Origin of the sequence: Pseudomonas sp. FSL W7-0098, assembly GCF_005930585.1 — a bacterium.
Classification (GTDB): Bacteria; Pseudomonadota; Gammaproteobacteria; order Pseudomonadales; family Pseudomonadaceae; genus Aquipseudomonas; species Aquipseudomonas bubulae.
This window is the reverse complement of record NZ_RXHW01000010.1, coordinates 91,712-115,543: the sequence shown is the minus strand read 5'-3', so window position 1 is coordinate 115,543 and position 23,832 is coordinate 91,712. Positions and strand designations below refer to the sequence as shown.

Below are 23,832 nucleotides of genomic sequence, written 5' to 3'. Positions count from 1 at the left end.
GTGACGTTTACGGTGCTTAAAGCCACGTTTATGGCCGCAATGGTCGGCATGTCCGCCGCGGAGGCGGGGGACTACAAGACCAACCCGTTCACCCTGACCTACGCGGGTGCGATCACTCGCAACGAGCCAGGCAAAGTCAATATCCACCCGGTCACCTACCAGCTCAATGGCCTGGACATCGCCGCCAATGTGTACACCCCCGCCAATTACGATGCGGGCAAGAAATACCCTGCCATTGTCGTCGCGCACCCCAACGGCGGGGTCAAGGAGCAGGTGGCGGGCCTGTATGCCCAGCGCCTGGCGGACAGGGGCTATATCACCATCACCGCCGACGCCGCCTACCAGGGCGCCAGCGGCGGCCAGCCGCGCAATGTCGACAAACCTGCCAACCGTGTTGAAGACATCCACGGCATGGCCGATTTTATTGCCAGTTACCCCGGTGTTGACCCCCAACGTCTGGGCTTGCTGGGTATCTGCGGCGGCGGTGGCTATGCCTTGAAAGCCGGGCAGAGCGACAAGCGTTTCCAGTCGATTGCCACTGTGAGCATGTTCAATTCAGGTCTGGTACGCCGTAATGGCTTTATGGATTCGCAACTGGACACCCTCCAGGAGCGTCTGCAGCAGGCCTCCGCTGCCCGTGCCCAGGAAGCGGCAGGTGGCGAAGTAATCTACACCGGCGATGTCAAACTCACCGACGAGCAGATCGCCAAGCTGCCCTTTGATCTGTATCGCGAAGGTTTCGAGTATTACGGCAAAACCCACTCCCACCCCAACTCGACCTTCAAATACACCCTCAGCAGCCTGATGGACCTGATGAGTTTCGACGCCACCAACCAGCTCGAATTGCTCAACAAACCGTTGCTGATGATTGCCGGCAGCAAGGCCGACACCCTGTATATGACCGAGCAGGCGTTCGCCAGGGCCACGGGCACCCAGGACAAGACACTGTTCAAGATCGATGGTGCGACCCATATCCAGACCTACTGGGTGCCTGAATATGTGGACACTGCCATTAACCAGCTGGCTGATTTCTATGCCAGAACACTCTGATTCCGGGAGGTTTGCATGAAGCGGACACTGTGGACACTTGCCATGTGTGTTGCGGCCCCCCTGGCGGGTGCCGCCGGATCGTCAGCCGTTGACGACAAGGCCCGGGCGCAGCAGATCACCCGCAGCGCCGACCAGGCCTCGACAGCGGGTCCCGAGGACTACTTTACCGGGCAGGTACGGGTCGATCCGCTGTTTGCCGCCAGCGAGGAAATCAACGCTTCGGGTGCCTACGTCACCTTTGCGCCGGGCTCCCGCTCCGCCTGGCACACTCACCCGGCCGGGCAGCGGCTGGTGGTGGTGTCCGGCGTGGGACTGACCCAGGAGTGGGGCAAGCCGGTGCAGCAAATCCACCCCGGCGATGTGGTGGTTTGCCCACCGGGCGTCAAACACTGGCACGGCGCCGCAGCGGACGGTGCCATGACTCATCTGGCCGTCACCGGCAGCGTGGACGGTAAAAGCGTGACCTGGATGGAGAAAGTGACGGATGAGCAATACCAGAACCGTTAAGTTTCAGAGCCCTGCCATGCTGGCTGCGGAGTGGACGGGCAAAGCCGTGAGCTGGCACCTCCTCAGCCTGGGTAGCGCAAGGCTTCACGCAGCAGGGTGAAGGCCGGGGAGGACTGGCGTCGGCTCGGGTAGTAGAGGTGGTAGCCGGAGTAGGGTTCGCACCAGTCCTCCAGCACTCGGATCAGGCGGCCCTGCTCGATATAGGGCCGCACCACGTCTTCCGGCATATAGGCCAGGCCCAGCCCCTGCAGGACTGATTCCAGGCGCATGGCAATGTTGTTGAACACCAGTTGGCCTTCGATCCGCACGTTGAGTGCCTGGCCGTTTTTTTCGAATTCCCACATAAACAGGCCGCCGTGGGTAGGCATGCGCAGGGTGATGCAGTTGTGCGCCATGAGATCGGCCGGGATCACCGGCTTGGGGTAGTGGCTGAAGTAAGCGGGGGAGCCGATCACCGCCATGCGCATATCGGGCCCGATGCGCATGGCAATCATGTCCTTGGCCACCTGTTCGCCCAGGCGCACGCCAGCATCGAAGCCCTCGGCGACGATATCGGTCAGGCCGTAGTCGACGATAATCTCGATGCTCAAGTCCGGGTGGTCGGGCAGCAGCCGCGCCAGCACCGGCTGCAGCACCGCAATCGCCGCATGCTCCCCTGCGGTGATGCGCAATTTGCCCGCTGGCCGGTCACGGAACTTGCTGAGCAGCGCCAGCTCGCTGTTGATCTCGTCGAAGCGTGGGGCGATCACCTGCAGCAGGTGCTCGCCCGCCTGGGTCGGGGCAACGCTGCGGGTAGTGCGCGCCAGCAGGCGCACCCCCAGGCGTTCCTCGAGCTGGCGCATGGCCCGGCTCAGGGCCGGTTGCGACATGCCCAGGCGGGCGGCGGCGCGGGTAAAGCTGCGCTCCTGGGCAACTACCGCGAAGATCGCCAGTTGGTCGTAGCTTTCAACCGTCATATCGCCGTCCCTGTGCAGTGGCCCGTCAAACGATGGCGGGGTACTCGGCCAGGGTGTCCGGCCACGGGCTCAGAACCTCAAAGCCGTCGTCAGTCACGGCCACCATATGCTCCCACTGGGCCGACAGCGAGCCATCCCTGGTCACGACAGTCCAGTGGTCAGGCAGCGTCTTCACATGGCGCTTGCCAGCGTTAAGCATCGGTTCGATGGTGAAAATCATGCCGGTCTTGAGCTTCATGCCCTGGCCCGGATAACCGTAGTGCAGCACCTGCGGTTCGTCGTGATAGACCTTGCCGATGCCGTGGCCGCAATACTCGCGTACCACACTGAAGCCTTCTTTCTCGGCCAGGGTCTGGATGGCGTGGCCGATATCGCCCAGGGTTGCGCCCGGGCGGACCATGCGGATCCCGGCACACATGGCTTCGTAGGTAGTTTTCACCAGATGCCGGGCTGCGGGGCTTGGCTCGCCGACAAAGTACATGCGGCTGGTATCGCCGAACCAGCCATCCTTGACCACGGCGATATCGATATTGACGATATCGCCGTCGCGCAGCACGCGGTTGGACGGGATGCCGTGACATACCACTTCATTGACCGAAGCACATACGGTTTTGGGGAAACCGTGATAGCCCACGTTGCCGGGGATGGCCTTTTGCACGTTGACGATGTAATCGTGGCAGATCCGGTCGAGCTGGTCGGTGGTGACCCCGGCCTTGACGTGCTCGGCGATCATGGCCAGCACTTCGGCGGCCAGCTTGCCCGCGACCTTGGACTGGGCGATTTGCGCCGGGGTGTTGATAACGACGCTGGCCTTCATGAATGTGCTCCGGTTGCGAGGGGGGTGTCTTGCAGTGCCACATTCAAGTCCAGGCCGCCAGCCTGCTCGGCCCGCACCAGCAGGCGGCAGATCTGGTTGTGATCAAGGTTGGGGTGCAGTTCGGACAGCATGCCGATCCGCATCCAGTGCTCGGCTTGTGCATTGATCGAGCGGCTCAGCGCGTTGCTGGCGACCCGCAGGTTTTCGTGCATCTGCTCGGATATCTTGACGATGCCCATCAGCGTTCCAATATGAAATGTATATGGAACGTATATTAGGCGAGAGCTGCTCGTGATCGCAAGCTGTAGCGGTTTTCAATCGTGTAGAAACTCTGTTTCCGGTCAAGGTCTCCCTGTGGGAGCGGGCTTGCTCGCGATGCATGCGGCGCGGTCTGTCAGGTAAACCGCGTCAATTTCATCGCGAGCAAGCCCGCTCCCACAAAGTACTGCGGTTATTGGAGAGTTAATCAGCGCCACAAGTTGACTTTGGCCAGGTCGATCAGCTCCCGGGCGCGGCCGTCCATCACGGTCTTGAGCATAAACAGGCTGAAGCCCTTGGCCTGTTCGAACGTCTTGGTCGGCGGCATGACCAGCTCCTGACGGGCGCTGACCACATCCACCAGCACCGGGCCGTCATGGGCGAAGGCTTCGCGCAGCGCCGCTTCCAGTTCGGATGGATGCTCCACGCGAATCCCTTTAACCCCCATGGCCTGGGCCATTGCCGCAAAGTTCGGGTTTTTCAGGTCGCAACCCACATCCGGGAAGCCCGCTGCCTTCATTTCCATTTCGACAAAACCCAGGGTGCCGTTGTTGAGCACGATGACCTTGACCGGCAAGCCCACCTGGCTGAGGGTGAGGAAGTCACCCATCATCATGGTGAAACCACCGTCGCCGGACATTGAGATAACCTGGCGATCCGGGTATGTCGCCTGTGCGCCGATGGCCTGCAGCATGGCATTGGCCATCGAGCCGTGGTTGAACGAGCCGATCAGGCGCCGTTTGCCGTTCATTTTCAAATAGCGGGCTGCCCACGCAGTGGGGGTGCCAACGTCGCAGGTGAAAATCGCATCCTCTGCCGCCAGCTCACTGACCAGCCGGTTGAGGTACTGGGGGTGGATGATAGAGCTGCCAGGGCCACTTTCCGCCAGGGCGTCGAGGTCTTCCCGGGCTTTTTGGTAATCGTCCAGCGCCTGGTCGAGGTGGTCGCGGTCGGGGTTTTGCATCACCTTGGGCAATACTGCCTCAAGTGTCAGCTTCACATCACCGAGCAGCCCCAGTTGCAGCGGGCAGCGATTGCCCAGGGCTTCGGGGCGCAGGTCGATCTGTGCGATATAACTGTGCTCGGGATAGAACTGGCGATAAGGAAAGTTGGTGCCCAGCATCAGCAGGGTGTCGCAGTTCATCATCGCCTTGTAACCCGAGGCGAAGCCGATCAGGCCGGTCATGCCGACGTCATAGGGGTTGTCGTATTCGACATGTTCCTTGCCGCGCAGGGCATGCACGATGGGCGCGTTCAACCGCTCGGCCAGGGCCAGGATTTCGCTATGGGCACCGGCGCAGCCTGCGCCGCACAGCAGTGTGACTTTCTTGCCGTCATTGAGAAACGACGCCAGCCGGTCGATATCGGGCGGGGCGGGACAGACCAGCGGCTGGGCAGGCTTGAGCCATTGCGCCACCTTGGCCTCGGTCGCTTGCAGCGCCACATCCCCCGGAATCACTACCACCGCCACTCCGCGTTTGGCGATGGCCGTGCGCATGGCCCGATGCAAAATCTGCGGCAGCTGCTCAGGGCGGGACACCAGTTCAACGTAGTGGCTGCATTCCTTGAACAGGCTTTCGGGGTGGGTGGCCTGAAAATAGTCGATACCGATTTCGCTGCCGGGAATGTGAGCGGCCAGTGCCAGCACCGGTACTCCGCTGCGATGGGCGTCGAACAGGCCATTGATCAAGTGCAGGTTGCCGGGGCCACAGCTGCCGGCGCAAACCGCCAGCTCGCCGGTCAAATGGGCTTCGGCCCCGGCGGCGAATGCGGCGGACTCCTCGTTGCGCATATGGATCCACTCAATCTGCTCCTGGCGACGCAAGGCGTCGGTAAAGCCATTGAGGGAATCACCCACCACGCCAAATACACGCTTTACGCCGGCTTGCAGCAGGGTTTCGGTGATGAAATCGGCAACCGTTCTGGTCATGGTGCGGGCTCCTCGAAGCAGTAGGGTGGATCAAGCAGGATAGACACTGCATGCGACCTTGCCGGGGATTGAAACGTTCACAGAGCCCGCTCCCACAGAGGCTTGATTGTTTAGCGCCGATGTAACCAAAGGTATAAATCCCTGCATTTAAACAACCCACCCGGGCGTGTGAGGCTGGGTTCCCTTTTTGGCAACGGTTGCAGGTATGAGCAGCATTCAGTGCCCCTGGCAGGCCTTCTGGGCCCTGTTTCACTGCCGTCATGCCCGCCCGCCGGATCTTCATCGTGCCGTCAAATCCTGAATATGTGCGCCCCGGCGCCTGTCTGATACGAACCGATGAGTATTGCCATGAGTGCTGCAACCGCGTTTGCCCCGCTGCAACAAGCCCTGGATTTTCTGGAATTACATCCCCACATCGAGATGTTCGAACTGTTCATCATCGACAATAACGGCGTGCCTCGCGGCAAGTTGCTGCACCGCGACGAGTTGCTGGCGGTCTACGAGAGCGGTCGGCCGCTGCCGAGCACGATTCTGGGCTTGAGCATTAACGGCGATGATGTGGAAAACACCGGCCTGGTGTGGGATGTGGGCGATATCGACTGCCGTGCCTATCCCGTCAGCGGCAGTTTGCAGCCCATGCCGTGGCGCCTGATTCCCACGGCGGCAGTGCAGGTCAGCATGCATCCCCAACAGGGCATGCCCGCCACAGTGGCCGACCCCCGGCACTTGCTGGCCAAGGTTATCGATGGCCTCAAGGCCGATGGCTATTACCCGGTGATGGCGGCGGAGCTGGAGTTTTATCTGCTCGATCAGCAGCGCGACAGCAACGGTCGCCCGCAACCGGCCCGTGATGCTGATGGCCAGCGCCCGCGGGCGACCCAGGTTTACGGTTTGCGCGAGCTGGAGCAGATCGAGCCGTTTCTGGCCGATTTGTACAGCGCTTGCAAGCTCCAGGGGATACCTGCACGCACGGCGATTTCCGAATATGCGCCGGGGCAGGTGGAAATTACCCTGGAGCATCGCAGTGACGCGCTGCAGGCAATGGACGAAGCGGTGCGCTACAAGCGCCTGGTCAAAGGCGTGGCGCACAAGCACGGGATGGTTGCCTGCTTTATGGCCAAGCCTTTCGATGATCTGGCCGGTACCGGCATGCACATGCATGTGAGCCTGGCCGACAAGGACGGCAACAACCTGTTTGCCAGCGAGGCACCGGACGGTACGCCGTTGCTCAGGCAGGCGGTGGGCGGAATGCTCAGCACTTTGCTCGATTCACTGTTGATGTTTTGCCCCAATGCCAACTCCTACCGCCGATTCCAGAGCAACAGTTATGCGCCGCTGGCCGCTACCTGGGGCGTGGACAACCGTACGGTGAGCCTGCGGGTGCCCGGTGGTCCGGCGTTTTCACGGCATATCGAACACCGCATATGTGGTGCCGATGCCAATCCGTACCTGGCCGCGGCAGCTATTCTGGCCGGAATCCATCGTGGCATTCGCGAGCAACTCGACCCGGGTGCGCCGGTCGAAGGCAATGGCTATGCCCAGGCCAGCGAGCGGTTGCCGACCGACTGGCTGACCACCTTGCGGGCGTTGCAGGCTTCGGAGTGGGCAAAAGAAGCCTTCGGTCCGGAGTTTCTCAAGGTCTACCTGGCCGTGAAAAACGCGGAATACCGTCAATTCATGGGCGAAGTGGGCGAGCAGGACTGGCGCTGGTATTTGCAGCAGGCGTGACCCGCCTGTTTTCATGGTTTTGTGACAATTTTTTCACTGGTGTCCCGATAATCTCTGCGTTGATCATCATCAAACACAAGAGTTCGCGGGCCCATGTCATCGCAGCCACCTTCCACCCCTATAGAGCATGAGCTCGCCGAGCAGTTTGACCGCGAGCATGCGAAGGTTTGCCTGCAAGTACAGCCCCAAGGGCTTGCCCGCAGGTTCGTGTTGTGGCGCGAGCGGCGCCTGGTGCGCCGGGCGCTCAAGGTTGCGGGCGAGCCTGGACTGATCCTGGATCTGGCTTGCGGAGCCGGGCGTTTCTGGCCGATTTTGGCCGAGCATGGCAATCGGGTGATCCTGGCCTGCGACTCGTCGCAGGCCATGCTCGATCACGCACAAACCCACCATTCCGCCGGCCTGCTGGCGCGCATCAAACTGTTTCAAAGCTCGGTGTTTTCCATCGATATTTCGGAAAACGCCGTGGACTGCATTTTTTGCATGCAGTTGTTCCACCATGTGCGCGACAGCGATCATCGCCAGGCCATTTTGCGCGAGCTGCACAGGGTCAGTCGTGACGGCCTGATCCTTTCTGTGCCCCTTGGTCGTGCGGCGGAGCAGGGCTGTGACCCGCTCCGTATCGTGGTGAACAAGGACGAAATTGAAGGTCAATTTGAGCGGGCAGGCTTCAGTATCCTCAAACAGTACGAAGTGCTGCCCGGTTGTGGCATGGGCAGCATCTACATCTTGCGCAAGGACATTTAGTCCAGAGCCTTGAGCACCTCGTATGCCAACTTGACCCGTGCGTCGTTGGGGTAGTTCTTGTTGGCCAGAATGACGATCGATTTTTGCTTGGCAGGCACAAACACTGCGTAGGCACCAAAGCCGCCGGTTGAGCCGGTCTTGTTGACCCATACCGCCTGTTGTGGGGCCAGAGGCGGATTCAGGGCGATGGCGTCATTGTTTTCATAGGCCATGTTGTTCGAGTTGCCTTCCAACAGCGATTTGAGCTCGACAGGGTAAGGGTACTGTTCCCAGATCAGATCCTGCGTCATGGGCCCCACGCGGAAATAACCGGTGTGCGTGTCAGCCAGAGCCTTGCGAATCTGCGGGCTGGTTTCGCCCTGGCCCAGGTTGAGCTCGGTAAAGTGGATCAGGTCGCGGGCGCTGGTTTTCACGCCATAGGCTTCATTGCCGAGCACGCCGGAGTTAAGCCTGACCGGTGCATCCTGCTTGTCGTAGCCCTGGGCATACAACGTCATTTTGCTGGCGGGCACGGTGTAGTAGGTGTTGTGCAGCCCCAGTGCCGGGAACAGTTGTTGCTCCATTGCCTGGGTGAACGGCAGGTTCAGGCTTTTGGCGGCAATCACGCCGAGCATGCCGATGCTTGGATTGGCGTAGCTGCGCTGGGTGCCCATCGGGTAGGCGGGTTTCCAGCGTTTGAGGTAATCCATCAACTGGCGCTCGTCCTGCACGCTGTCCGGCAGCTGCAAAGGGAAGCCGCCTGCAGTATGGGTGGCCAGATGGGCCAGGGTTACCTTGCCAAAGGGTGTGCCTTCAAGTTCCGGCTCGTATTTGCCGACGGTATCGGACAGCGAAAGCTTGCCCTGGGCCTGAGCGTAAGTGGCCAGGGTGGCGGTAAACAGTTTGCTGACCGAGCCAACCTCGAACAGTGTGTCGGGGGTCACTGGCTCTTTACTGGCCTTGGACGCGACACCGAAGCTGTAAAAGTGTTGCTTGCCGTTAGCGCTCACGGCGATGACCAGGCCGGGCACGGCGTATTCTTGCATTACGTGCCTGGCGCCGTTTTGCACCACTGTATCCAGGTCAGAACCCTTTGCCAGTGCACTACTGGCAAAAGAGCAAAGGCCTATCAGCGAAAGTGCCAGTGCTGACAGTTTGCAGGTCATTTTCATGGGGTATCCTCGGTTTTTAGTGCGCAAATCTACTCGTGCCCGCTCACAGTGGCCCGACTGGCTTGTCACATAATGTGTTGTAACAAATCTTCAATGGCGTTGAGCCAGGCAATTTATAGAGGAAATCACTCTAGGGATGCGGGTTTTATATGGAAGTTTCGTAGGTTTTTTCGCGCACAACATGACGAGGCAATGTCCGGTAATCCCTGGCGGCGATATATACTGCGCGCCATTCTTCAAGGGAGAGCCGTGTGGCCATCGATATTCACTGGATTCGCGACAACGATAGCCTCGGCCAGCATTGCGCCGAATGGCAACAATTGCCGTTCGTAGCCCTCGACACCGAATTTATGCGGGTCGACACCTTTTACCCGATTGCCGGCCTGATCCAGATTGGCGACGGCACGCGGGCGTACCTGATCGACCCGTTGACCATCGACAACTGGCAGCCCCTGGCCGACCTGCTGGAAAACCAGGCGGTGGTCAAAGTGCTGCATGCCTGCAGTGAAGACCTTGAGGTTTTACTGCGCCTGACCGGCAGCCTGCCGGTGCCACTGTTCGACACCCAACTGGCAGCCGCCTATCTGAACCTGGGCTTCTCCATGGGCTATTCGCGCCTGGTCAAGGAAGTCCTGGATATCGATCTGCCCAAGGGCGAGACCCGCTCCGACTGGTTGCAGCGTCCGTTGTCGGAAACCCAGATCAGCTACGCCGCCGAAGATGCCGTGCACCTGGCTGAAGTCTACAAGTTGCTGCATCCGCGCCTGTCGGCGGAAAAGTACCGCTGGGTGCTGGAAGATGGCGCCGAACTGGTCGCCAACCTGCGCCGCGAAACAGATCCTTACGAGGTGTACCGCGAAGCCAAGCTGGCGTGGAAGCTGTCACGGGCCCAACTGGCGGTATTGCGTGAAATCTGCGCCTGGCGCGAGCACGAAGCCCGTGCCCGGGACCTGCCGCGCAACCGCGTGATACGCGAGCATGCATTGTGGCCTCTGGCCAAAACCCAGCCTGATAACCTGGTGGCACTGGCGCGCATTGAAGACATGCACCCGCGCACCGTGCGTCAGGACGGTGAGTTTTTGCTTGATCTGATCAAGCGTGCTGGCAGTCTGCCGCCGGAACAATGGCCGCCCGCCGTGCCCGAGCCGTTGCCGGTTGAAGCCGCGTTGCTGATCAAGCGTCTGCGTGCCATCGGCCAGGCTGAAGCTGAGCGCCTGAACATTGCGCCGGAACTGATGTTGCGTAAGAAAACCCTGGAAGCCCTGCTTAAAAGCGGCTTCCCCAATGGCCCTTATCAATTGCCGGAATCACTGCGCGGCTGGCGCCGTGAGTTGATGGGCCAGGCCTTGCTCGATTGCCTGGCCACCGCTGGAGAACTGTCTTGAAACGTATTTGCTCGATCTACCGCAGCACCAAACGCAACGAAATGTACCTGTATGTACTCAAGGCCGATGCCCTGGAGCGCGTGCCGGAACCGCTGATGCTGGCTTTTGGCAAGCCGATCCACGCCTTTGATCTGGTGCTGACGCCCGAGCGCAAGCTGTCGCGCGAAGACATCACCAAGGTTCTGGAAAACCTCGAGAGCCAGGGCTATCACCTGCAAATGCCGCCGGCCGAAGACGAATACATCGAGCACTTGCCTGAAGAGCTGTTGCGTCGCAACGACCCGATGTAAGTGCGGCGCCAGGTGCCCGGTTCCGGGCGCCTGTCTGAAACGGACTCATTTTGATTGGCGCTGGCCGAACGCGACGGGGCAAACCTCGGCGACGGGCGCTGGCAGTGTTTTGGAAAGGTTAGAAACATGCGCGTCCTGATTGCCGAGCACGATTACCCGCTGTACACCCAACTGCTGCAGCGCCTCGCCCCGGATCTGCAACTGCAGTCCAGCGGCGATTCCGAGGAACTGTCGCGCATGGCCGGTGAATGCCCGGTGTGGCTGGGCCAGCCGGACCTGCTGGCGACCCTGCTGCGCCAGGGCCACAAGCCTGCGTGGTTGCAGTCGACCTGGGCGGGCATCACGCCGTTGTTGGCCGAAGGCCTCAAGCGTGACTATCGACTGACCCGCGCCGTGGGTATTTTTGGTCAGGTGATGGCTGAATACGTTCTGACCTACATGCTCGGCCACGAGCGTGAAGTCATGGCCCGGCTGGTCAGCCAGGTCGAGCGCAAGTGGGATAACCGCATGGGCCAGAGCCTGGTCGGGCGTAAGGTGCTGATCGTCGGGGCCGGGGATATTGGCCAGACCGTGGCGCAGTTTCTGCTGCCTTTTGGCGTTGAGTTGCATGCCATCGCCACAACCGCCCGCGAGCTGGCACCGTTCAAGGAAGTGGGTGTGCTGAGCGACTTGCCGCGCCTGGTGGGGCAGGTGGATTACGTGATCAACCTGTTGCCCAACACCCCGGACACCCATGATGTGTACGATGCCGAGCTGTTTGCGCAGTTCAATCCCAATGCCGTATTCATCAATGCCGGGCGCGGTGTGTCCGTGGTTGATGCCGATCTGGTCGAGGCTTTGCGCGTGGGGCATCTGGCGGGCGCGGTGATTGACGTCTGTCGTCAGGAGCCGCTGCCGGCCAAGCATCCGTTCTGGACGGCCTGGGGTTTGCTGTTGACCGGGCACAGCTCGGCGCCGACCTCGCCACCGATGATGGCCCAGCTGTTTGTCGACAATTTGCGTGCGTATCAGGCGGGTGAGGCATTGCGTGGCGAAGTGGATTTCGACCGCGGTTACTGATCCTGTAGATACTCTGTTGCCGGTCAAACCACTCCTGTGGGAGCGGTCCTGCTCGCGAAGGCCATTCGCGAGCAGGCTCGCTCCCACAGATGAAGTATTTCTGTAGCCGGGTTACAGGCTGAAATCGCCTTCAGCCACCAGCTTGCTCAGCGGTTCGCGCTGGCTTGGCACTTCCTTGGCTTGCAGGTAATCCACCAGGCTCGACTTGTCACCGATCTTGCCGATCGCAACCATTGCCTGGACCTGGTAGCCCTCAGGGATTTTCAGCTCCTGGCGCGCCCGTTCAAAATCCAGCCCGCTCATGCCGTGGGTATGCCAGCCGCTCAGGTGGGCCTGCAGGGCCAGGTGGCCCCAGGCGGCGCCAGTGTCGAAGGCGTGGGTCGGTGCGGGTTTTTCTTCGGTGGTGCCCGGTGCCGCGAAGGTGGTCTTGGACACAATCACCACCAGTGCTGCTGCATGCTTGGCCCAACCCTGGTTGAACTCCACCAGCAGGCTCAGGTAACGGTCGAACTCCGGGGTGCCGCGCAGGGCGAACAGAAAGCGCCAGGGTTGTGCGTTGTAGGCCGACGGTGCCCAGCGTGCTGCCTCAAAAAAGCTCAGCAGGGTGGCTTTGTCGATGGTCGCATCGGTAAAGGCGCGGGGCGACCAGCGCTGGGTAAATTGCTCGTGAATGCTGTGATCGGCTTTACGGCTGCTAGCAGGCATGGCGGTTTCCTGAGGTAAATGTAACGGCTCAATTCAGGGGCTAAAACTACTGGGATGCCGTCAAGCTGACAAGTCTGACGACAAGCCCTTGGCCCGCGGGGTCTTGGGCACTAGACTGGCGGCCTTTTCCACTCCCTGATGTTGATGTTTGAACCATGGCCGCAATCGTTGAACCGTTCTGGATCCGCAAAACCCTCGATCAACTTGATCAGGAGGAATGGGAGTCGCTGTGCGACGGCTGCGGATTGTGCTGCTTGCAAAAGCTCGAAGATGAAGACGACAACAGCGTCTACTACACGCGCATCGCCTGCAAACTGCTCGATCTGAAAACCTGCCAGTGCACCGACTACCCTAATCGTCGTGATTCAGTCCCTGACTGCATTCAGCTGTCGCCGGGCAAGGCCGAAGAGTTCAAGTGGCTGCCGCCGACTTGCGGCTACCGGCTGGTGAGCGAGCGCAAGGACTTGCCGCTGTGGCATCACCTGGTGTGTGGCGACCCGGACGCTGTCCACCATGAGCGCATTTCACAGTCCGGGCGCATGCTGGCCGAAGGCAGCGTGCCTGAAGATGACTGGGAAGATCATTTGATTTTCCGCGCCGGTTAAGTGCCGGAGCGGTTTGCAAGGAGTGTGTATGCCGCTGCGTTATCGATTGCCCCTGGGTTTGCTGCTGTTGCTGGCGGCGGGCCCACTGTGGGCTGGGCAAAAAGTGGCGCTCGATTACCACGTACAGTTGTTGCCCAAAAGCGATCAGGCCGAGGTGCGGATCACCCTGGCCGAGGGTTCTGCTGTGCGCAGCCTGGATTTCGACCTGGGCGCGCCGGGCAGTTACAGCGACTTCAAGGCCGACGGGCAATGGCAACTGAGCCCCGACCCGGTCCATAGCCGGGGCCTGTGGCATCCGCCAGCGGGCAGTGCCAGCCTGAGTTACCGCGTCCGCCTGAGCCAGCCGCGCAAGAACGGCACGTACGACACCCGGATCACGCCTGACTGGGCGTTGTTTCGCGGTGAACAACTGATCCCGCCTGCCAGCCTCGATCAGCAGGATGGGGTCGAGCTGGTGTCGCGGCTTGAATTCGAACTGCCCAAAGGCTGGAAAAGCGTTGAAACCGCCTGGCCGCGTATCGGTAAAAACCGCTTTCGTATCGATGATGTGTCGCGTCTGTTTGATCGCCCCACCGGCTGGATGCTCGCGGGTAACCTGGGCAGCCGCCGCACCACCCTGGGCGAAACCGAGGTCACGGTGAGCGCACCCAAGGGGCAGGGCATGCACCGCATGGATGTGCTGACCCTGTTGACCTTTGTGTGGCCGCAGGTGCAAGCGGTGTTCCCGCGCAACCCGCCCAAGCTGCTGATCGTCGGCGCGGGCAGCCCGATGTGGAAAGGCAGTGCAGCGGGGCGCAACTCGATCTACCTTTATAGCGGTTTGCCGCTGGTCAGCGAGAGCGGTTCAAGTCCGTTGTTGCGCGAAGTGGTGCAGTTGTTCAGCGGCATCAACGATGAGCCGGGGCATGACTGGATCGGCGAGGGCCTTGGCGAGTACTACGCCATCGAACTGCTGCGCCGCGCCGGCGGCATGAGTGATGAGCGTTACCAGACCCTGCAGCACAAGCTCAACGCTGCCGGTAAAAACGTGACCCGCCTGCGCGGTGAACAGGCAAACGCGGCCATGGTTGCGCGGGCAGTCACGCTGTTGCAGGCACTGGACCGTGAAATCCGTTTGCAGACCCACAGCAAGCGTTCGCTGGATGATGTCAGCCAGGCGCTGATGCGCATGGACAAGGTCAATACCGCGAGCTTTATCCAGCTGAGCGAAAGCGTGCTGGGCGGCGCCTCCGAGGTACTGGACAGCCCGCTGTTGCGCTGATCCTAACCCACGTGTAGCAGCTGCCGAGGGACGAAGGCTGCGTCCGGCGGCGTAGCCGTCGTCAATTTGGCCAATGCGGTTTGTCAGTTACACCGCATCTAGATGATTTACGACCGCTTCGCGCTCGAACGCAGCCGCGTTCCTTCGCCAGCTGCTACGGCAGGCATCGCTGCTTTTTTACACCTTCTTTACGCCCCCGCATCCCTCTCGATCTCGATCCTTTACGCCCTGATTCCCCACACTCTCTTCCTACGCGGCAGGTGCCGCCTGGGGAGAGTTGTCATGGGCATTCTGGATGGGGTGTCGCTGCTGCTGGCAGTGGCGCTGTTCGTTTATCTGCTGGTTGCGCTGTTGCGCGCAGACCGGAACTAGGAGCGGGTATGCACAGTTATGACTATGGGCTGATGCTTGCCTTTTTTGCCCTGGTGCTGTTGCCCGCACCCTGGCTGGGGCGTTTTTACTACAAGGTGATGGAGGGACGGCGGACCTGGCTGAGCCCGGTATTGGGGCCCGTCGAAAAGGTCTGCTACCGCATCGCCGGGGTTGACCCGGGCAGTGAGCAAAGCTGGCAGAAGTACACCCTGGCCCTGCTGGTTTTCAACCTGACAGGCTTTGTGTTGTTGTTCGCCATTTTGCTGTTTCAGTCGTACTTGCCACTCAACCCCCAGCAGTTGCCGGGGCAGGAGTGGACGCAAGCGTTCAATACCGCGGTGAGTTTTGTCACCAACACCAACTGGCAGAGCTACAGCGGTGAAGCCAGCCTGAGCTATTTCAGCCAGATGGCCGGGCTGACCGTGCAGAATTTTGTCAGCGCCGCCACCGGCCTGGCCGTGCTGGTCGCCTTGTGCCGTGGTATCAGCCGCCGCTCGGCGCACACGCTGGGCAACTTCTGGGTCGACATGACCCGGGCCACGCTCTATGGCCTGCTGCCGTTGTGCCTGGTGCTGGCGTTGCTGCTGGTGTGGCAGGGCGTGCCGCAAACCTTTGCCCATTACGTCAATGCCGTAACCCTGCAAGGTGCCGATCAAGTAATCCCGCTGGGTCCGGCTGCCAGCCAGATTGCGATCAAACAACTGGGCACCAACGGCGGCGGCTTTTTCGGCGTGAACTCGGCGCATCCGTTCGAAAACCCGAGCGCCTGGAGCAACTTGTTCGAAATGGCCTCGATTATTCTGATCCCGGTGGCGTTGGTGTTCACCTTCGGCCATTACGTCAAGGACCTGCGTCAGAGCCGCGCAATCATCGCCTGCATGCTGGCCTTGTTCCTGATCGGCGGCGGCACCGCGCTGTATGCCGAGTACCAGCCGAACCCGGCGCTCAACAGCCCGCTGGTCGAGCAGAGCGCACCGCTGGAAGGCAAGGAAGTCCGCTTCGGCACCACCGGCAGTGTGCTGTGGACCGAAACCACGACCTCGGCCTCCAACGGCTCGGTCAACGCCATGCACGACAGCCTCAACCCGCTGACCGGGATGGTGGCACTGCTCAACATGATGGTCGGCGAAGTGATCTTCGGTGGCGTCGGTGCCGGGCTCTACGGGATGTTGCTCAACGTGTTGATCGCGGTGTTCCTCGCCGGCCTGATGATCGGCCGCACCCCTGAATACCTCGGTAAAAAACTCCAGGCCAGGGAAGTCCAGCTGCTGGTGGTGACCTTGCTGGTGATGCCGGTGGGGGTGCTGGTGCTGGGCGCGATTGCCGCCGTACTGCCCAGTGCTGTGGCCTCGGTCAGCAACCCCGGGCCCCATGGTTTCAGCCAGATCCTGTATGCCTTCACCTCGGCCAGTGCCAACAACGGCTCAGCTTTTGCCGGGCTTAACGCCAACACGCCGCTCTACAACCTGATGCTGGGCCTGGGCATGTTGATCGGACGCTTCGGTTACATCCTGCCGGTGCTGGCATTGGCCGGCAGCCTCGCGATCAAGAAAAGCGCGCCGATTGGCCAGGACAGTTTTCCGACCCACGGTCCGCTGTTTGTCGCGCTGCTGACCGTGACCATCTTGCTGGTGGGCGGCCTGACCTTCCTGCCGACCTTGGCCCTTGGCCCCATCGCTGAACAACTGACCCAGGGCTTCTGAGGAGACGAAGATGACTATGCCTGCTCCTGTTTCAAAGTTGACGCCAACGCCTGAAGCCAGGGCCCCCGAGTCGCCGAAGACTTCGTTCGCCGATATCTGGCGTCCGGCGCTGTTGCAAGCATTCGTCAAACTCGACCCGCGCCAGCTGAAACGCTCGCCGGTGATGCTGGTGGTCGAGCTGACCGCGATTTTTACCACGGTGCTGTGTGTTATCCCCGAGCCTGCAGTGCCCACCGGGGTGGCGGTGCAAATCGCTCTGTGGCTGTGGTTTACCGTGCTGTTCGCCAACTTTGCCGAAGCCCTGGCCGAGGGTCGCGGCAAGGCTCGGGCCGATAGCCTCAAGGCGGGCAGTGTGGGCTTGAGTGCGCGTCGGCGCACTGCCACGGGCGGCTTTGAAATCGTCCCGGCCACCCGCCTGCGCAAAGGGGATGTGGTGCGCGTCGAAGCGGGGGAGATGATCCCCGGCGACGGCGAGGTGATTGAAGGGATTGCCGCGGTCAACGAAGCGGCGATTACCGGCGAATCGGCGCCGGTGATCCGTGAGTCGGGCGGTGATCGCTCGGCGGTGACCGGCAATACGCGGCTGGTCAGTGACTGGTTGCTGGTGCAAATCAGCGCCAATCCCGGCGAGTCCACCCTGGATCGCATGATCGCCCTGGTCGAAGGCGCCAAACGGCAGAAAACCCCCAACGAAATTGCCCTGGATATTCTGCTGATCGGCCTGACCCTGATCTTTCTGATCGTGGTCGTGACCTTGCAGCCGTTCGCTTACTTTGCCGGTGGCAGCTTGCCCCTGGTGTTTCTGGTGGCCCTGCTGGTGACGCTGATTCCGACCACCATCGGCGGCTTGTTGTCGGCCATTGGCATTGCCGGCATGGACCGTCTGGTGCGCCTCAACGTGATTGCCAAGTCGGGGCGGGCGGTTGAAGCCGCGGGCGATGTGCATGTGCTGATGCTCGACAAGACTGGCACCATCACCTTCGGCAACCGCCGCTGCACGGCGCTGTATGCCTGCCCCGGCGTGACCGCCAAAGAGCTGGCAGAGGGCGCGTTGCGCGCTTCGCTGGCGGACGAGACGGCGGAGGGCAAGTCCATCGTCGAGTTTGTTCGGGGCCAGCACAGCCTGCCCGAGTTACCCGTGTCGGACTTCACGGCCGTACCCTTTACCGCTGAAACCCGCCTGTCGGGTATCGACCACAACGGTCGGGTGTACCGCAAAGGGGCCGTGGATTCAGTGCTGGCGTTTGTCGGCCTCAAACGCGGCGAGCTGTTGCCGGCCCTGTCCCGGGAAATCGACAAGATCGCCCAGAGCGGCGGTACCCCTTTGCTGGTCTGTGCCCAGGGCAAGCTGCTGGGCGCCATCCACCTCAAGGACGTGGTCAAGCCGGGTATTCGCGAGCGTTTTGCCGAGTTGCGCAAGTTGGGCATCCGCACCGTGATGGTGACGGGCGACAACCCGCTGACCGCCGCGGCCATTGCCGCTGAAGCCGGGGTGGATGACGTGCTGGCCGAGGCCACACCGGAGAAAAAACTGGCGCGCATTCGCCATGAGCAAAATGACGGCCGCCTTGTGGCGATGTGCGGTGATGGTGCCAATGACGCTCCGGCCCTGGCCCAGGCCGATGTGGGCATGGCGATGAACGACGGCACCCAGGCGGCCCGTGAAGCCGCGAACATGGTGGATCTGGACAGCGACCCCACCAAGCTGCTGGATGTAGTGCAGATCGGCAAGGAGTTACTGGTGACCCGTGGCGCATTGAACACGTTCTCGATCGCCAACGACGTGGCCAAGTACTTCGCGATTTTGCCGGCGCTGTTTGCTTCGATCTACCCGCAACTGGGCGTGCTCAACGTGATGGGCCTGCAGAGCCCGCAAAGCGCGATTGTGTCAGCCATCGTATTCAACGCGCTGATCATCGTGGTGCTGATCCCGCTGGCATTGCGCGGTGTGCGGGTGCAGGCGGCCAGTGCGGCGCACCTGTTACGCCGCAACCTGCTGATCTATGGCGTGGGCGGGCTGGTGGTGCCGTTTGTGGGCATCAAGCTGATCGACATGCTGCTCACCGCATTGCATCTGGTTTAAGCATTGGAGGGTTACACCATGAGCACTTTTTTACGTCCGGCCCTGAGCCTGATGCTGTTGATGACCGCCATTACCGGCGTGATCTACCCGCTGACCGTCACCGGCATTGCCCAACTGGCGTTCCCCGAACAGGCCAATGGCAGCCTGGTCCGTGACAGTGCCGGCAAGGTGCTGGGGTCGGCATTGATTGCGCAGGATTTCAGCGGTGACAGCTGGTTTCACCCACGGCCATCGGCGGGAGCGTTTGCCACCGTGGCCAGTTCGGCCAGCAACCTGGCACCGAGCAACCCGGCTCTGGCGACACGGGTCAAGGACAGTGCCGCCCAGCTTGCCGTGCCGGGCCAGGGGCCGGTGCCCCTGGCGCTGCTGACCACTTCGGGCAGCGGGCTGGACCCGCACTTGCCACCAGAGGCAATACGCTATCAACTAGCCCGTGTCGCTGCTGCTCGCAGCTTGCCGGTACAGGCTGTTGAACAGCTGGTGGCGGAGCATATCGAGCGGCCGCTGGTGGGGCCGCCGGTGGTTAACGTGCTGCTGTTGAACAGCGCATTGGCGCAGTTGAAGAGCCCCTCACCCTGACCCTCTCCCGGAGGGAGAGGGGACTGACCGCACGCGGCTTCAAGAAAACCACATATCAGCTCCCTCTCCCTCCGGGAGAGGGCTGGGATGAGGGTAAAGCTTTCAGTCACACAATTTATCAGGAACCCCCCCATGACTCATTCCGCCCGCGCCGATGCGTTGCTAGCCGATCTACCGCGCGCAGGCCGTGGCCGGCTTAAAGTGTTTCTCGGCGCGGCACCGGGCGTGGGCAAAACCTACGCCATGCTGCAAGCGGCTCACACGCAACTGCGCCAGGGTGTCGAAGTACTGGCCGGGGTGGTCGAAACCCATGGCCGCGCCGAGACCGAGGCCTTGCTCAATGGCTTGCCCCAGCAGCCCATGCTGCGCTCGGATTATCGCGGCGTGCAGCTTGAGGAAATGGACCTCGACGGCCTGCTTGCCGCCAGACCCAAGCTGGTACTGGTCGATGAGCTGGCCCACAGCAATGCCCCCGGCAGCCGTCACGCCAAGCGCTGGCAGGATGTGCAGGAATTGCTCGCGGCCGGGATCGATGTGTACACCACGGTCAACGTCCAGCATCTGGAAAGTCTCAACGATCAGGTGCGCGGCATCACCGGGGTCCAGGTGCGTGAGACCCTGCCGGACTGGGTTGTGCAGGAAGCCTACGAACTGCTGCTGATCGACCTGCCGCCCCGGGAACTGCTGGAGCGGCTGCGCGAGGGCAAGGTGTATGTACCTGAGCAGGCACGGGCAGCGATTGATGCGTTTTTCAGCCAGACCAATCTCAATGCTTTGCGCGAACTGGCAATGCAGACCGCTGCGGTGTATGTCGACGATGAACTGGACAAGGGCTATCGCCAGCAGGGGCAATCGGCCCCGGCGCTGCGCGGGCGTTTGCTGGTGGGGATCGACGGCGATACCCATGCCGAGCGCCTGGTGCGGCATGCCAGCCGGGTCGCGGAGCGTCGGCATCTGCCCTGGAGTCTGGTGCATGTGGATAACGGCACGGCGCGCGACGAGCAATCACGCTTGCGTCTGCAAAGCGCCCAGCAACTGGCTGAGCGCCTGGGTGGCGAGGTGGTGTTGCTGCGTGCCGGTGAAGTGGCCAAAACCCTGATCCAGCATGCCGGCGAACGCCGTGCCAGCTTGCTGCTGGTGGGTCAGTCGCGGTTGACCTGGCGCCGTCGCCTGTTTGGCGGCGGACTGGCGGCGCGCTTGTTGCGTGACGCCCATGGCCTGGAAATCAACGTGCTCGACAACGAGCAGTCCCCTGTACCTGTCACCAACCGCCCGGAACACTCACTGGTGTGGTTCGACTACGGCCTGGCGCTGCTTGCCACGCTACTGGCCAGTGCCCTGGCCTGGGGAGTATCCAGCGTACTGGCGCTGCCCAATATCTCCCTGGTGTTTCTGGCTGCCGTGCTGCTGGTGGCCGTGCGCAGCAGCCTGGGGCCAGCATTGGCCTGTGCGGCGCTGTCATTTCTGGCCTATGACTTCCTCTTTATTCCGCCCAATTTCTCGTTCAGCATCCAGCGCGAAGAAGATGTGCTGACGTTGTTGTTCTTTCTGTTGATGGCGGCGCTCACTGGCAAACTGGCGGCTCGCCAGCGCCGGCAGTTGCAGGCCTTGCGCGACACTCAGCACGAAACCACCGAGCTTCTCGACCTGTCACGCAAGCTTACCGCCGCGACCGACCGCAAGGCTGTGGTCAATGCTGCCGGGCAGCATTTGAGCGGCTGGAAAGAGCTGGACATATGCCTGCTCAATCGCGATGGCAATGGCGGCTGGGACGTTGAAAGCGGCGGGCCGTTACAGTTCTGCGAAGCGGAGCGCGCCGCTGCTGACTGGGCCTGGGCCCACGACCAGCCTGCAGGCAAGGGTACGGGCACTTTGCCGATGGGCCGTTGGTGGTGGTGGCCGATCAGCGCCGAGGAGGGGCCATTGGCCTTGCTCGGCGTGTGCACCAGGCAGGGCCATTCACTAAGTGGCCAGCGTCGTCGGCTACTGATGGCTTTGAGCCAACCCCTGGCCCAGGCACTGGCGCGCGCGCGCTTGGCCCAGGACCTGGAAGCGGCCCGCCTGCACGGCGAAACCGAGCAGTTGCGCAGCGCACTGCTGGCATCGGTGTCCCATGATCTGCGCACACCGCTGACCAGCATGCGCGGCAGTATCGACACCTTGCTGGCCCTGGGCGAGGCGATCCCGTTGAGCGATCGCCGCGAGTTGCTCGAAGGCACCCGCGATGAGGCCGAGCGTCTGGACCGCTACATCCAGAACCTGCTGGACATGACCCGCCTGGGCCACGGTGCGCTCAAGCTGGCGCGCGACTGGGTGTCACCTGCCGACATTGCCGGCAGCGCCTTGAACCGCTTGCGTGCGGTGCTGGCGCCCTTGCAGGTGCAGGTGGATGTTGCGGCGCAATTGCCGCTGTTGCACGTGCATGGCGCCCTGATCGAGCAGGCGCTGGTCAATGTGCTGGAAAACGCTGCGCGCTTTTCACCTCCCCATGGCCAGTTGCAATTAACGGCGGGAGCCGATGAAAGCGAATTGTGGTTTGCCGTCAGTGACCAGGGCCCGGGGATCCCCGAGGAGGACAGGGTGAAGATTTTCGATATGTTTTATACCGCCGCACGGGGCGATCGCGGCGGGCAAGGCACGGGCCTGGGGCTCGCCATCTGCCAGGGCATGGTGGGGGCCCACGGCGGGCGGGTCAGCGTCGGCGAAGGCATCGGCGGGCAGGGTACGTGCATTACCCTGTATTTGCCGTTAAGCCTTCAACCGTGCCCCGAGAATGAAGGGCTGGAAAGTGAAGACTGATATTCTTTGGCTATCCCTCTATTGCGGTAACAAGTCATGAGCCAGAGCGCGACCATTTTGGTCATCGACGATGAACCGCAGATTCGCAAATTCCTGCGTATCAGCCTGGTGTCCCAGGGATACACCGTGCTGGAGGCCGCGACCGGGCCGATGGCTTGAGCCAGGCAGCGCTCGGACGGCCCGATGTGCTGGTGCTCGACCTGGGCTTGCCGGACATGGATGGCCAACAGGTACTGCGCGAGTTTCGCGAGTGGTCAAATGCGCCGGTACTGGTGCTCTCGGTGCGCGCCAGCGAAGCGCAAAAAGTCCAGGCACTGGACGGCGGGGCCAACGATTACGTGACCAAACCCTTCGGCATCCAGGAGTTTCTGGCACGAATCAGGGCCTTGTTGCGCCAGGCGCCTGTGGGCGAAACCCGGGAGTCGGCGCTTGAACTCGGCCCCTTGACCGTCGACCTGGCGTTCCGCCGTGTGCTGCTCGAGGGCGTCGAAGTGGCGCTGACCCGCAAGGAATACGCGGTGCTGGCGCTCTTGGCGCGTCATCCGGGGCGGGTCATTACCCAGCAGCAATTGCTCAAGGATATCTGGGGCCCGAGCCATGTCGAAAACAGCCATTACCTGAGAATTGTCGTTGGCCATTTGCGCCAGAAACTGGCGGATGATCCGACCCGGCCACGGTATATCGTGACCGAAGCCGGGGTTGGCTACCGGTTGTTGGACGCCTCGTCCTTTTCGTAACGGTCCAGGGTGTCTTTTGCAATCAGGCGACCCAGGGCGATCAGCTCCTGGGCTTTGTAGAACTCGAAAAACCGGCACACCCGCTTGGGCACGTTGATCAGGATATCGGGCGGGTAACCGGCGATCTTGTATTGCGCCAGTGAAGTCTGCATGACCTCGAAGCTCTGGTTGATCAAGTCCAGCAGCGAGGCCGGGCCGACGTTGTCGATGATCACCGAGCCGGTGGCTGACTTGGGCGAGCCCTCTTCAGCGGCAGGGGAGGCGGTTTGCGGTGTGTCGAGCCAGGGATTGGGCTTTGCCTGGGCCAGCGGCTCGGCCTGGGGGTTGAGCAGTTCCTGTTCGAGGTTGAGCAAGTGCTCGGCCTGTTTGTTGCGAAACGGCATGCGCGAGCCCAGCGAACTCATCAGGTTGTCAAAACGCCCCTTGAAAGCCGCCGGGCGCTGGATCACCGGCAACTGGTAGTGGCTCTGGTGGGTGGAGTTGAGGTTGACGGCGACGATCAGGTCGCAGTGGCTGGACACCACCGGCACGATGGGCAGCGGGTTGAGCAGGCTGCCGTCCACCAGCATGCGGTTGCCCTGCATCACCGGGGTAAACAGGCTGGGGATCGCTGCAGAGGCGCGCATGGCCTGGTGCAGGCAGCCCTCCTGAAACCAGATTTCCTGCTGGTGGGTGAGGTCGGTGGCGACGGCGGTGTAGGGGATGCGCAGGTCCTCGATATTGATTTCACCGACCATATTGCGGATCTGGCCGAAGACCTTTTCACCGCGAATCGCTCCAAGCCGGAAGCTGACATCCACCAGGCGCAGCACATCGAGGTAGTCCAGGCTTTGAATCCAGTCCCGGTACATGTCCAGTTTGCCGGCGGCGTAAATCCCGCCCACCACTGCGCCCATCGAGCAACCGGCGATACAGGCGATTTCATAGCCGCGGCTTTCCAGCTCTTCAATCACGCCGATATGGGCATAGCCCCGGGCACCGCCGGAGCCCAATACCAATGCAATACGTTTTTTCATGAACCCCACCTTCGCCTGACAGTCACTCACAATGCCTTTTTGTGACCCTGAGTGACAGCTTTTGGCATGAACGCGTATCTACCAGCTAGGCTAGTGC

Annotated in this window: 20 protein-coding genes and 2 pseudogenes; 15 read left to right on the top strand and 7 right to left on the bottom strand. The window is 61.6% G+C overall.

Translation table 11 applies throughout. The annotated features are described in order from the left end of the window. Together FHL07_RS18560 and FHL07_RS18555 are read left to right on the top strand one after the other, a co-directional pair. On the top strand, positions 1–1,050 hold the full coding sequence (locus FHL07_RS18560; protein ID WP_095038521.1) for an alpha/beta hydrolase: 1,050 nt from the start codon (positions 1–3) through the stop codon (positions 1,048–1,050). A gap of 15 nt (positions 1,051–1,065) precedes the next feature. After that, positions 1,066–1,545: pseudogene (locus FHL07_RS18555) on the top strand ((R)-mandelonitrile lyase); the annotation flags it as partial. A gap of 74 nt (positions 1,546–1,619) precedes the next feature. Here FHL07_RS18555 and FHL07_RS18550 read toward each other — a convergent pair. The 4 genes from FHL07_RS18550 to poxB all read right to left on the bottom strand — a co-directional run bounded on the left by FHL07_RS18550 (position 1,620) and on the right by poxB (position 5,518). Beyond that, positions 1,620–2,513 (bottom strand): LysR family transcriptional regulator, encoded by an 894-nt coding sequence (locus FHL07_RS18550; RefSeq protein ID WP_095019351.1) that lies wholly within the window; start codon positions 2,511–2,513, stop codon positions 1,620–1,622. Between the two features lie 25 nt (positions 2,514–2,538). Further along, positions 2,539–3,330, bottom strand: a complete 792-nt coding sequence (gene map, locus FHL07_RS18545) for a type I methionyl aminopeptidase (RefSeq protein WP_095025138.1) — start codon at positions 3,328–3,330, stop codon at positions 2,539–2,541. Next, positions 3,327–3,569, bottom strand: a complete 243-nt coding sequence (locus FHL07_RS18540) for a ParD-like family protein (RefSeq protein ID WP_016780087.1) — start codon at positions 3,567–3,569, stop codon at positions 3,327–3,329. Before FHL07_RS18540 ends, map begins: the two co-directional genes overlap by 4 nt. Before the next feature lie 227 nt (positions 3,570–3,796). After that, on the bottom strand, positions 3,797–5,518 hold the full coding sequence (gene poxB, locus FHL07_RS18535; RefSeq protein WP_138738768.1) for a ubiquinone-dependent pyruvate dehydrogenase: 1,722 nt from the start codon (positions 5,516–5,518) through the stop codon (positions 3,797–3,799). Between the two features lie 348 nt (positions 5,519–5,866). Here poxB and FHL07_RS18530 point away from each other — a divergent pair, with 348 nt between their 5' ends. Both FHL07_RS18530 and FHL07_RS18525 read left to right on the top strand, forming a co-directional pair. After that, positions 5,867–7,246, top strand: coding sequence for a glutamine synthetase family protein (locus tag FHL07_RS18530; RefSeq protein WP_133144906.1), 1,380 nt, complete (start codon positions 5,867–5,869; stop codon positions 7,244–7,246). 93 nt (positions 7,247–7,339) lie between these two features. Then, a complete protein-coding gene (locus FHL07_RS18525; protein ID WP_138738767.1) occupies positions 7,340–7,990 on the top strand; it encodes a class I SAM-dependent methyltransferase in 651 nt (216 codons plus the stop codon). On the opposite strand, the gene ampC is transcribed toward FHL07_RS18525, so the two are convergent. Then, the gene (gene ampC, locus FHL07_RS18520; protein ID WP_138738766.1) at positions 7,987–9,141 is read right to left on the bottom strand and encodes a class C beta-lactamase; all 1,155 of its coding nucleotides are present in this window, start codon (positions 9,139–9,141) and stop codon (positions 7,987–7,989) included. The two genes, FHL07_RS18525 and ampC, sit on opposite strands and share 4 nt — an antisense overlap. A gap of 251 nt (positions 9,142–9,392) precedes the next feature. Here ampC and rnd point away from each other — a divergent pair, with 251 nt between their 5' ends. From rnd to FHL07_RS18505, 3 genes are all read left to right on the top strand, one after another. Then, positions 9,393–10,526 (top strand): ribonuclease D, encoded by a 1,134-nt coding sequence (rnd, locus tag FHL07_RS18515; protein ID WP_095002175.1) that lies wholly within the window; start codon positions 9,393–9,395, stop codon positions 10,524–10,526. Then, positions 10,523–10,816 (top strand): YcgL domain-containing protein, encoded by a 294-nt coding sequence (locus tag FHL07_RS18510; RefSeq protein WP_095002174.1) that lies wholly within the window; start codon positions 10,523–10,525, stop codon positions 10,814–10,816. Before rnd ends, FHL07_RS18510 begins: the two co-directional genes overlap by 4 nt. A gap of 126 nt (positions 10,817–10,942) precedes the next feature. Beyond that, complete coding sequence (locus FHL07_RS18505) at positions 10,943–11,875, top strand: D-2-hydroxyacid dehydrogenase (RefSeq protein WP_095002173.1); 933 nt, start codon at positions 10,943–10,945, stop codon at positions 11,873–11,875. 111 nt (positions 11,876–11,986) lie between these two features. Here FHL07_RS18505 and FHL07_RS18500 read toward each other — a convergent pair whose 3' ends face one another. Next, the gene (locus FHL07_RS18500) at positions 11,987–12,580 is read right to left on the bottom strand and encodes a nitroreductase family protein (RefSeq protein WP_016780095.1); all 594 of its coding nucleotides are present in this window, start codon (positions 12,578–12,580) and stop codon (positions 11,987–11,989) included. Positions 12,581–12,735: 155 nt separating this feature from the next. Between FHL07_RS18500 and FHL07_RS18495 the strand changes: the two genes are divergently transcribed. The 8 genes and pseudogenes from FHL07_RS18495 to FHL07_RS18460 all read left to right on the top strand — a co-directional run bounded on the left by FHL07_RS18495 (position 12,736) and on the right by FHL07_RS18460 (position 22,719). Continuing rightward, entirely contained in the window at positions 12,736–13,185 is a 450-nt protein-coding gene (locus FHL07_RS18495) for a YcgN family cysteine cluster protein (protein ID WP_016780096.1), read from the top strand. Between the two features lie 28 nt (positions 13,186–13,213). After that, a complete protein-coding gene (locus FHL07_RS18490) occupies positions 13,214–14,446 on the top strand; it encodes a hypothetical protein (protein ID WP_095026097.1) in 1,233 nt (410 codons plus the stop codon). Between the two features lie 282 nt (positions 14,447–14,728). Continuing rightward, the gene (gene kdpF / locus FHL07_RS18485; RefSeq protein WP_016780098.1) at positions 14,729–14,818 is read left to right on the top strand and encodes a K(+)-transporting ATPase subunit F; all 90 of its coding nucleotides are present in this window, start codon (positions 14,729–14,731) and stop codon (positions 14,816–14,818) included. Positions 14,819–14,826: 8 nt separating this feature from the next. Then, on the top strand, positions 14,827–16,521 hold the full coding sequence (gene kdpA, locus FHL07_RS18480) for a potassium-transporting ATPase subunit KdpA (RefSeq protein ID WP_138738765.1): 1,695 nt from the start codon (positions 14,827–14,829) through the stop codon (positions 16,519–16,521). A gap of 10 nt (positions 16,522–16,531) precedes the next feature. Further along, positions 16,532–18,604, top strand: a complete 2,073-nt coding sequence (gene kdpB, locus FHL07_RS18475) for a potassium-transporting ATPase subunit KdpB (protein ID WP_138738764.1) — start codon at positions 16,532–16,534, stop codon at positions 18,602–18,604. Between the two features lie 18 nt (positions 18,605–18,622). Further along, the gene (kdpC, locus tag FHL07_RS18470) at positions 18,623–19,183 is read left to right on the top strand and encodes a potassium-transporting ATPase subunit KdpC (RefSeq protein ID WP_095031715.1); all 561 of its coding nucleotides are present in this window, start codon (positions 18,623–18,625) and stop codon (positions 19,181–19,183) included. A gap of 132 nt (positions 19,184–19,315) precedes the next feature. After that, positions 19,316–21,982, top strand: a complete 2,667-nt coding sequence (locus FHL07_RS18465) for a sensor histidine kinase (RefSeq protein WP_130871768.1) — start codon at positions 19,316–19,318, stop codon at positions 21,980–21,982. A gap of 36 nt (positions 21,983–22,018) precedes the next feature. Then, a pseudogene (locus tag FHL07_RS18460) lies at positions 22,019–22,719 on the top strand (response regulator). Here FHL07_RS18460 and FHL07_RS18455 read toward each other — a convergent pair. Beyond that, on the bottom strand, positions 22,686–23,735 hold the full coding sequence (locus FHL07_RS18455; RefSeq protein ID WP_095002166.1) for a patatin-like phospholipase family protein: 1,050 nt from the start codon (positions 23,733–23,735) through the stop codon (positions 22,686–22,688). The pseudogene FHL07_RS18460 and the gene FHL07_RS18455 overlap by 34 nt on opposite strands. Positions 23,736–23,832: the final 97 nt, after the last annotated feature.

Bases quoted from the DNA above. Each gene is read 5' to 3' on its own strand.
- poxB (WP_138738768.1), bottom strand. From the start codon at position 5,518: ATGACCAGAACGGTTGCCGATTTCATCACCGAAACCCTGCTGCAAGCC.
- kdpF (WP_016780098.1), top strand. From the start codon at position 14,729: ATGGGCATTCTGGATGGGGTGTCGCTGCTGCTGGCAGTGGCGCTGTTC.
- kdpC (WP_095031715.1), top strand. From the start codon at position 18,623: ATGAGCACTTTTTTACGTCCGGCCCTGAGCCTGATGCTGTTGATGACC.
- ampC (WP_138738766.1), bottom strand. From the start codon at position 9,141: ATGAAAATGACCTGCAAACTGTCAGCACTGGCACTTTCGCTGATAGGC.
- FHL07_RS18490 (WP_095026097.1), top strand. From the start codon at position 13,214: ATGCCGCTGCGTTATCGATTGCCCCTGGGTTTGCTGCTGTTGCTGGCG.
- FHL07_RS18530 (WP_133144906.1), top strand. From the start codon at position 5,867: ATGAGTGCTGCAACCGCGTTTGCCCCGCTGCAACAAGCCCTGGATTTT.
- FHL07_RS18550 (WP_095019351.1), bottom strand. From the start codon at position 2,513: ATGACGGTTGAAAGCTACGACCAACTGGCGATCTTCGCGGTAGTTGCC.
- FHL07_RS18455 (WP_095002166.1), bottom strand. From the start codon at position 23,735: ATGAAAAAACGTATTGCATTGGTATTGGGCTCCGGCGGTGCCCGGGGC.
- FHL07_RS18525 (WP_138738767.1), top strand. From the start codon at position 7,340: ATGTCATCGCAGCCACCTTCCACCCCTATAGAGCATGAGCTCGCCGAG.
- FHL07_RS18500 (WP_016780095.1), bottom strand. From the start codon at position 12,580: ATGCCTGCTAGCAGCCGTAAAGCCGATCACAGCATTCACGAGCAATTT.
- kdpB (WP_138738764.1), top strand. From the start codon at position 16,532: ATGACTATGCCTGCTCCTGTTTCAAAGTTGACGCCAACGCCTGAAGCC.
- kdpA (WP_138738765.1), top strand. From the start codon at position 14,827: ATGCACAGTTATGACTATGGGCTGATGCTTGCCTTTTTTGCCCTGGTG.
- map (WP_095025138.1), bottom strand. From the start codon at position 3,330: ATGAAGGCCAGCGTCGTTATCAACACCCCGGCGCAAATCGCCCAGTCC.
- FHL07_RS18540 (WP_016780087.1), bottom strand. From the start codon at position 3,569: ATGGGCATCGTCAAGATATCCGAGCAGATGCACGAAAACCTGCGGGTC.
- FHL07_RS18465 (WP_130871768.1), top strand. From the start codon at position 19,316: ATGACTCATTCCGCCCGCGCCGATGCGTTGCTAGCCGATCTACCGCGC.
- FHL07_RS18495 (WP_016780096.1), top strand. From the start codon at position 12,736: ATGGCCGCAATCGTTGAACCGTTCTGGATCCGCAAAACCCTCGATCAA.
- FHL07_RS18505 (WP_095002173.1), top strand. From the start codon at position 10,943: ATGCGCGTCCTGATTGCCGAGCACGATTACCCGCTGTACACCCAACTG.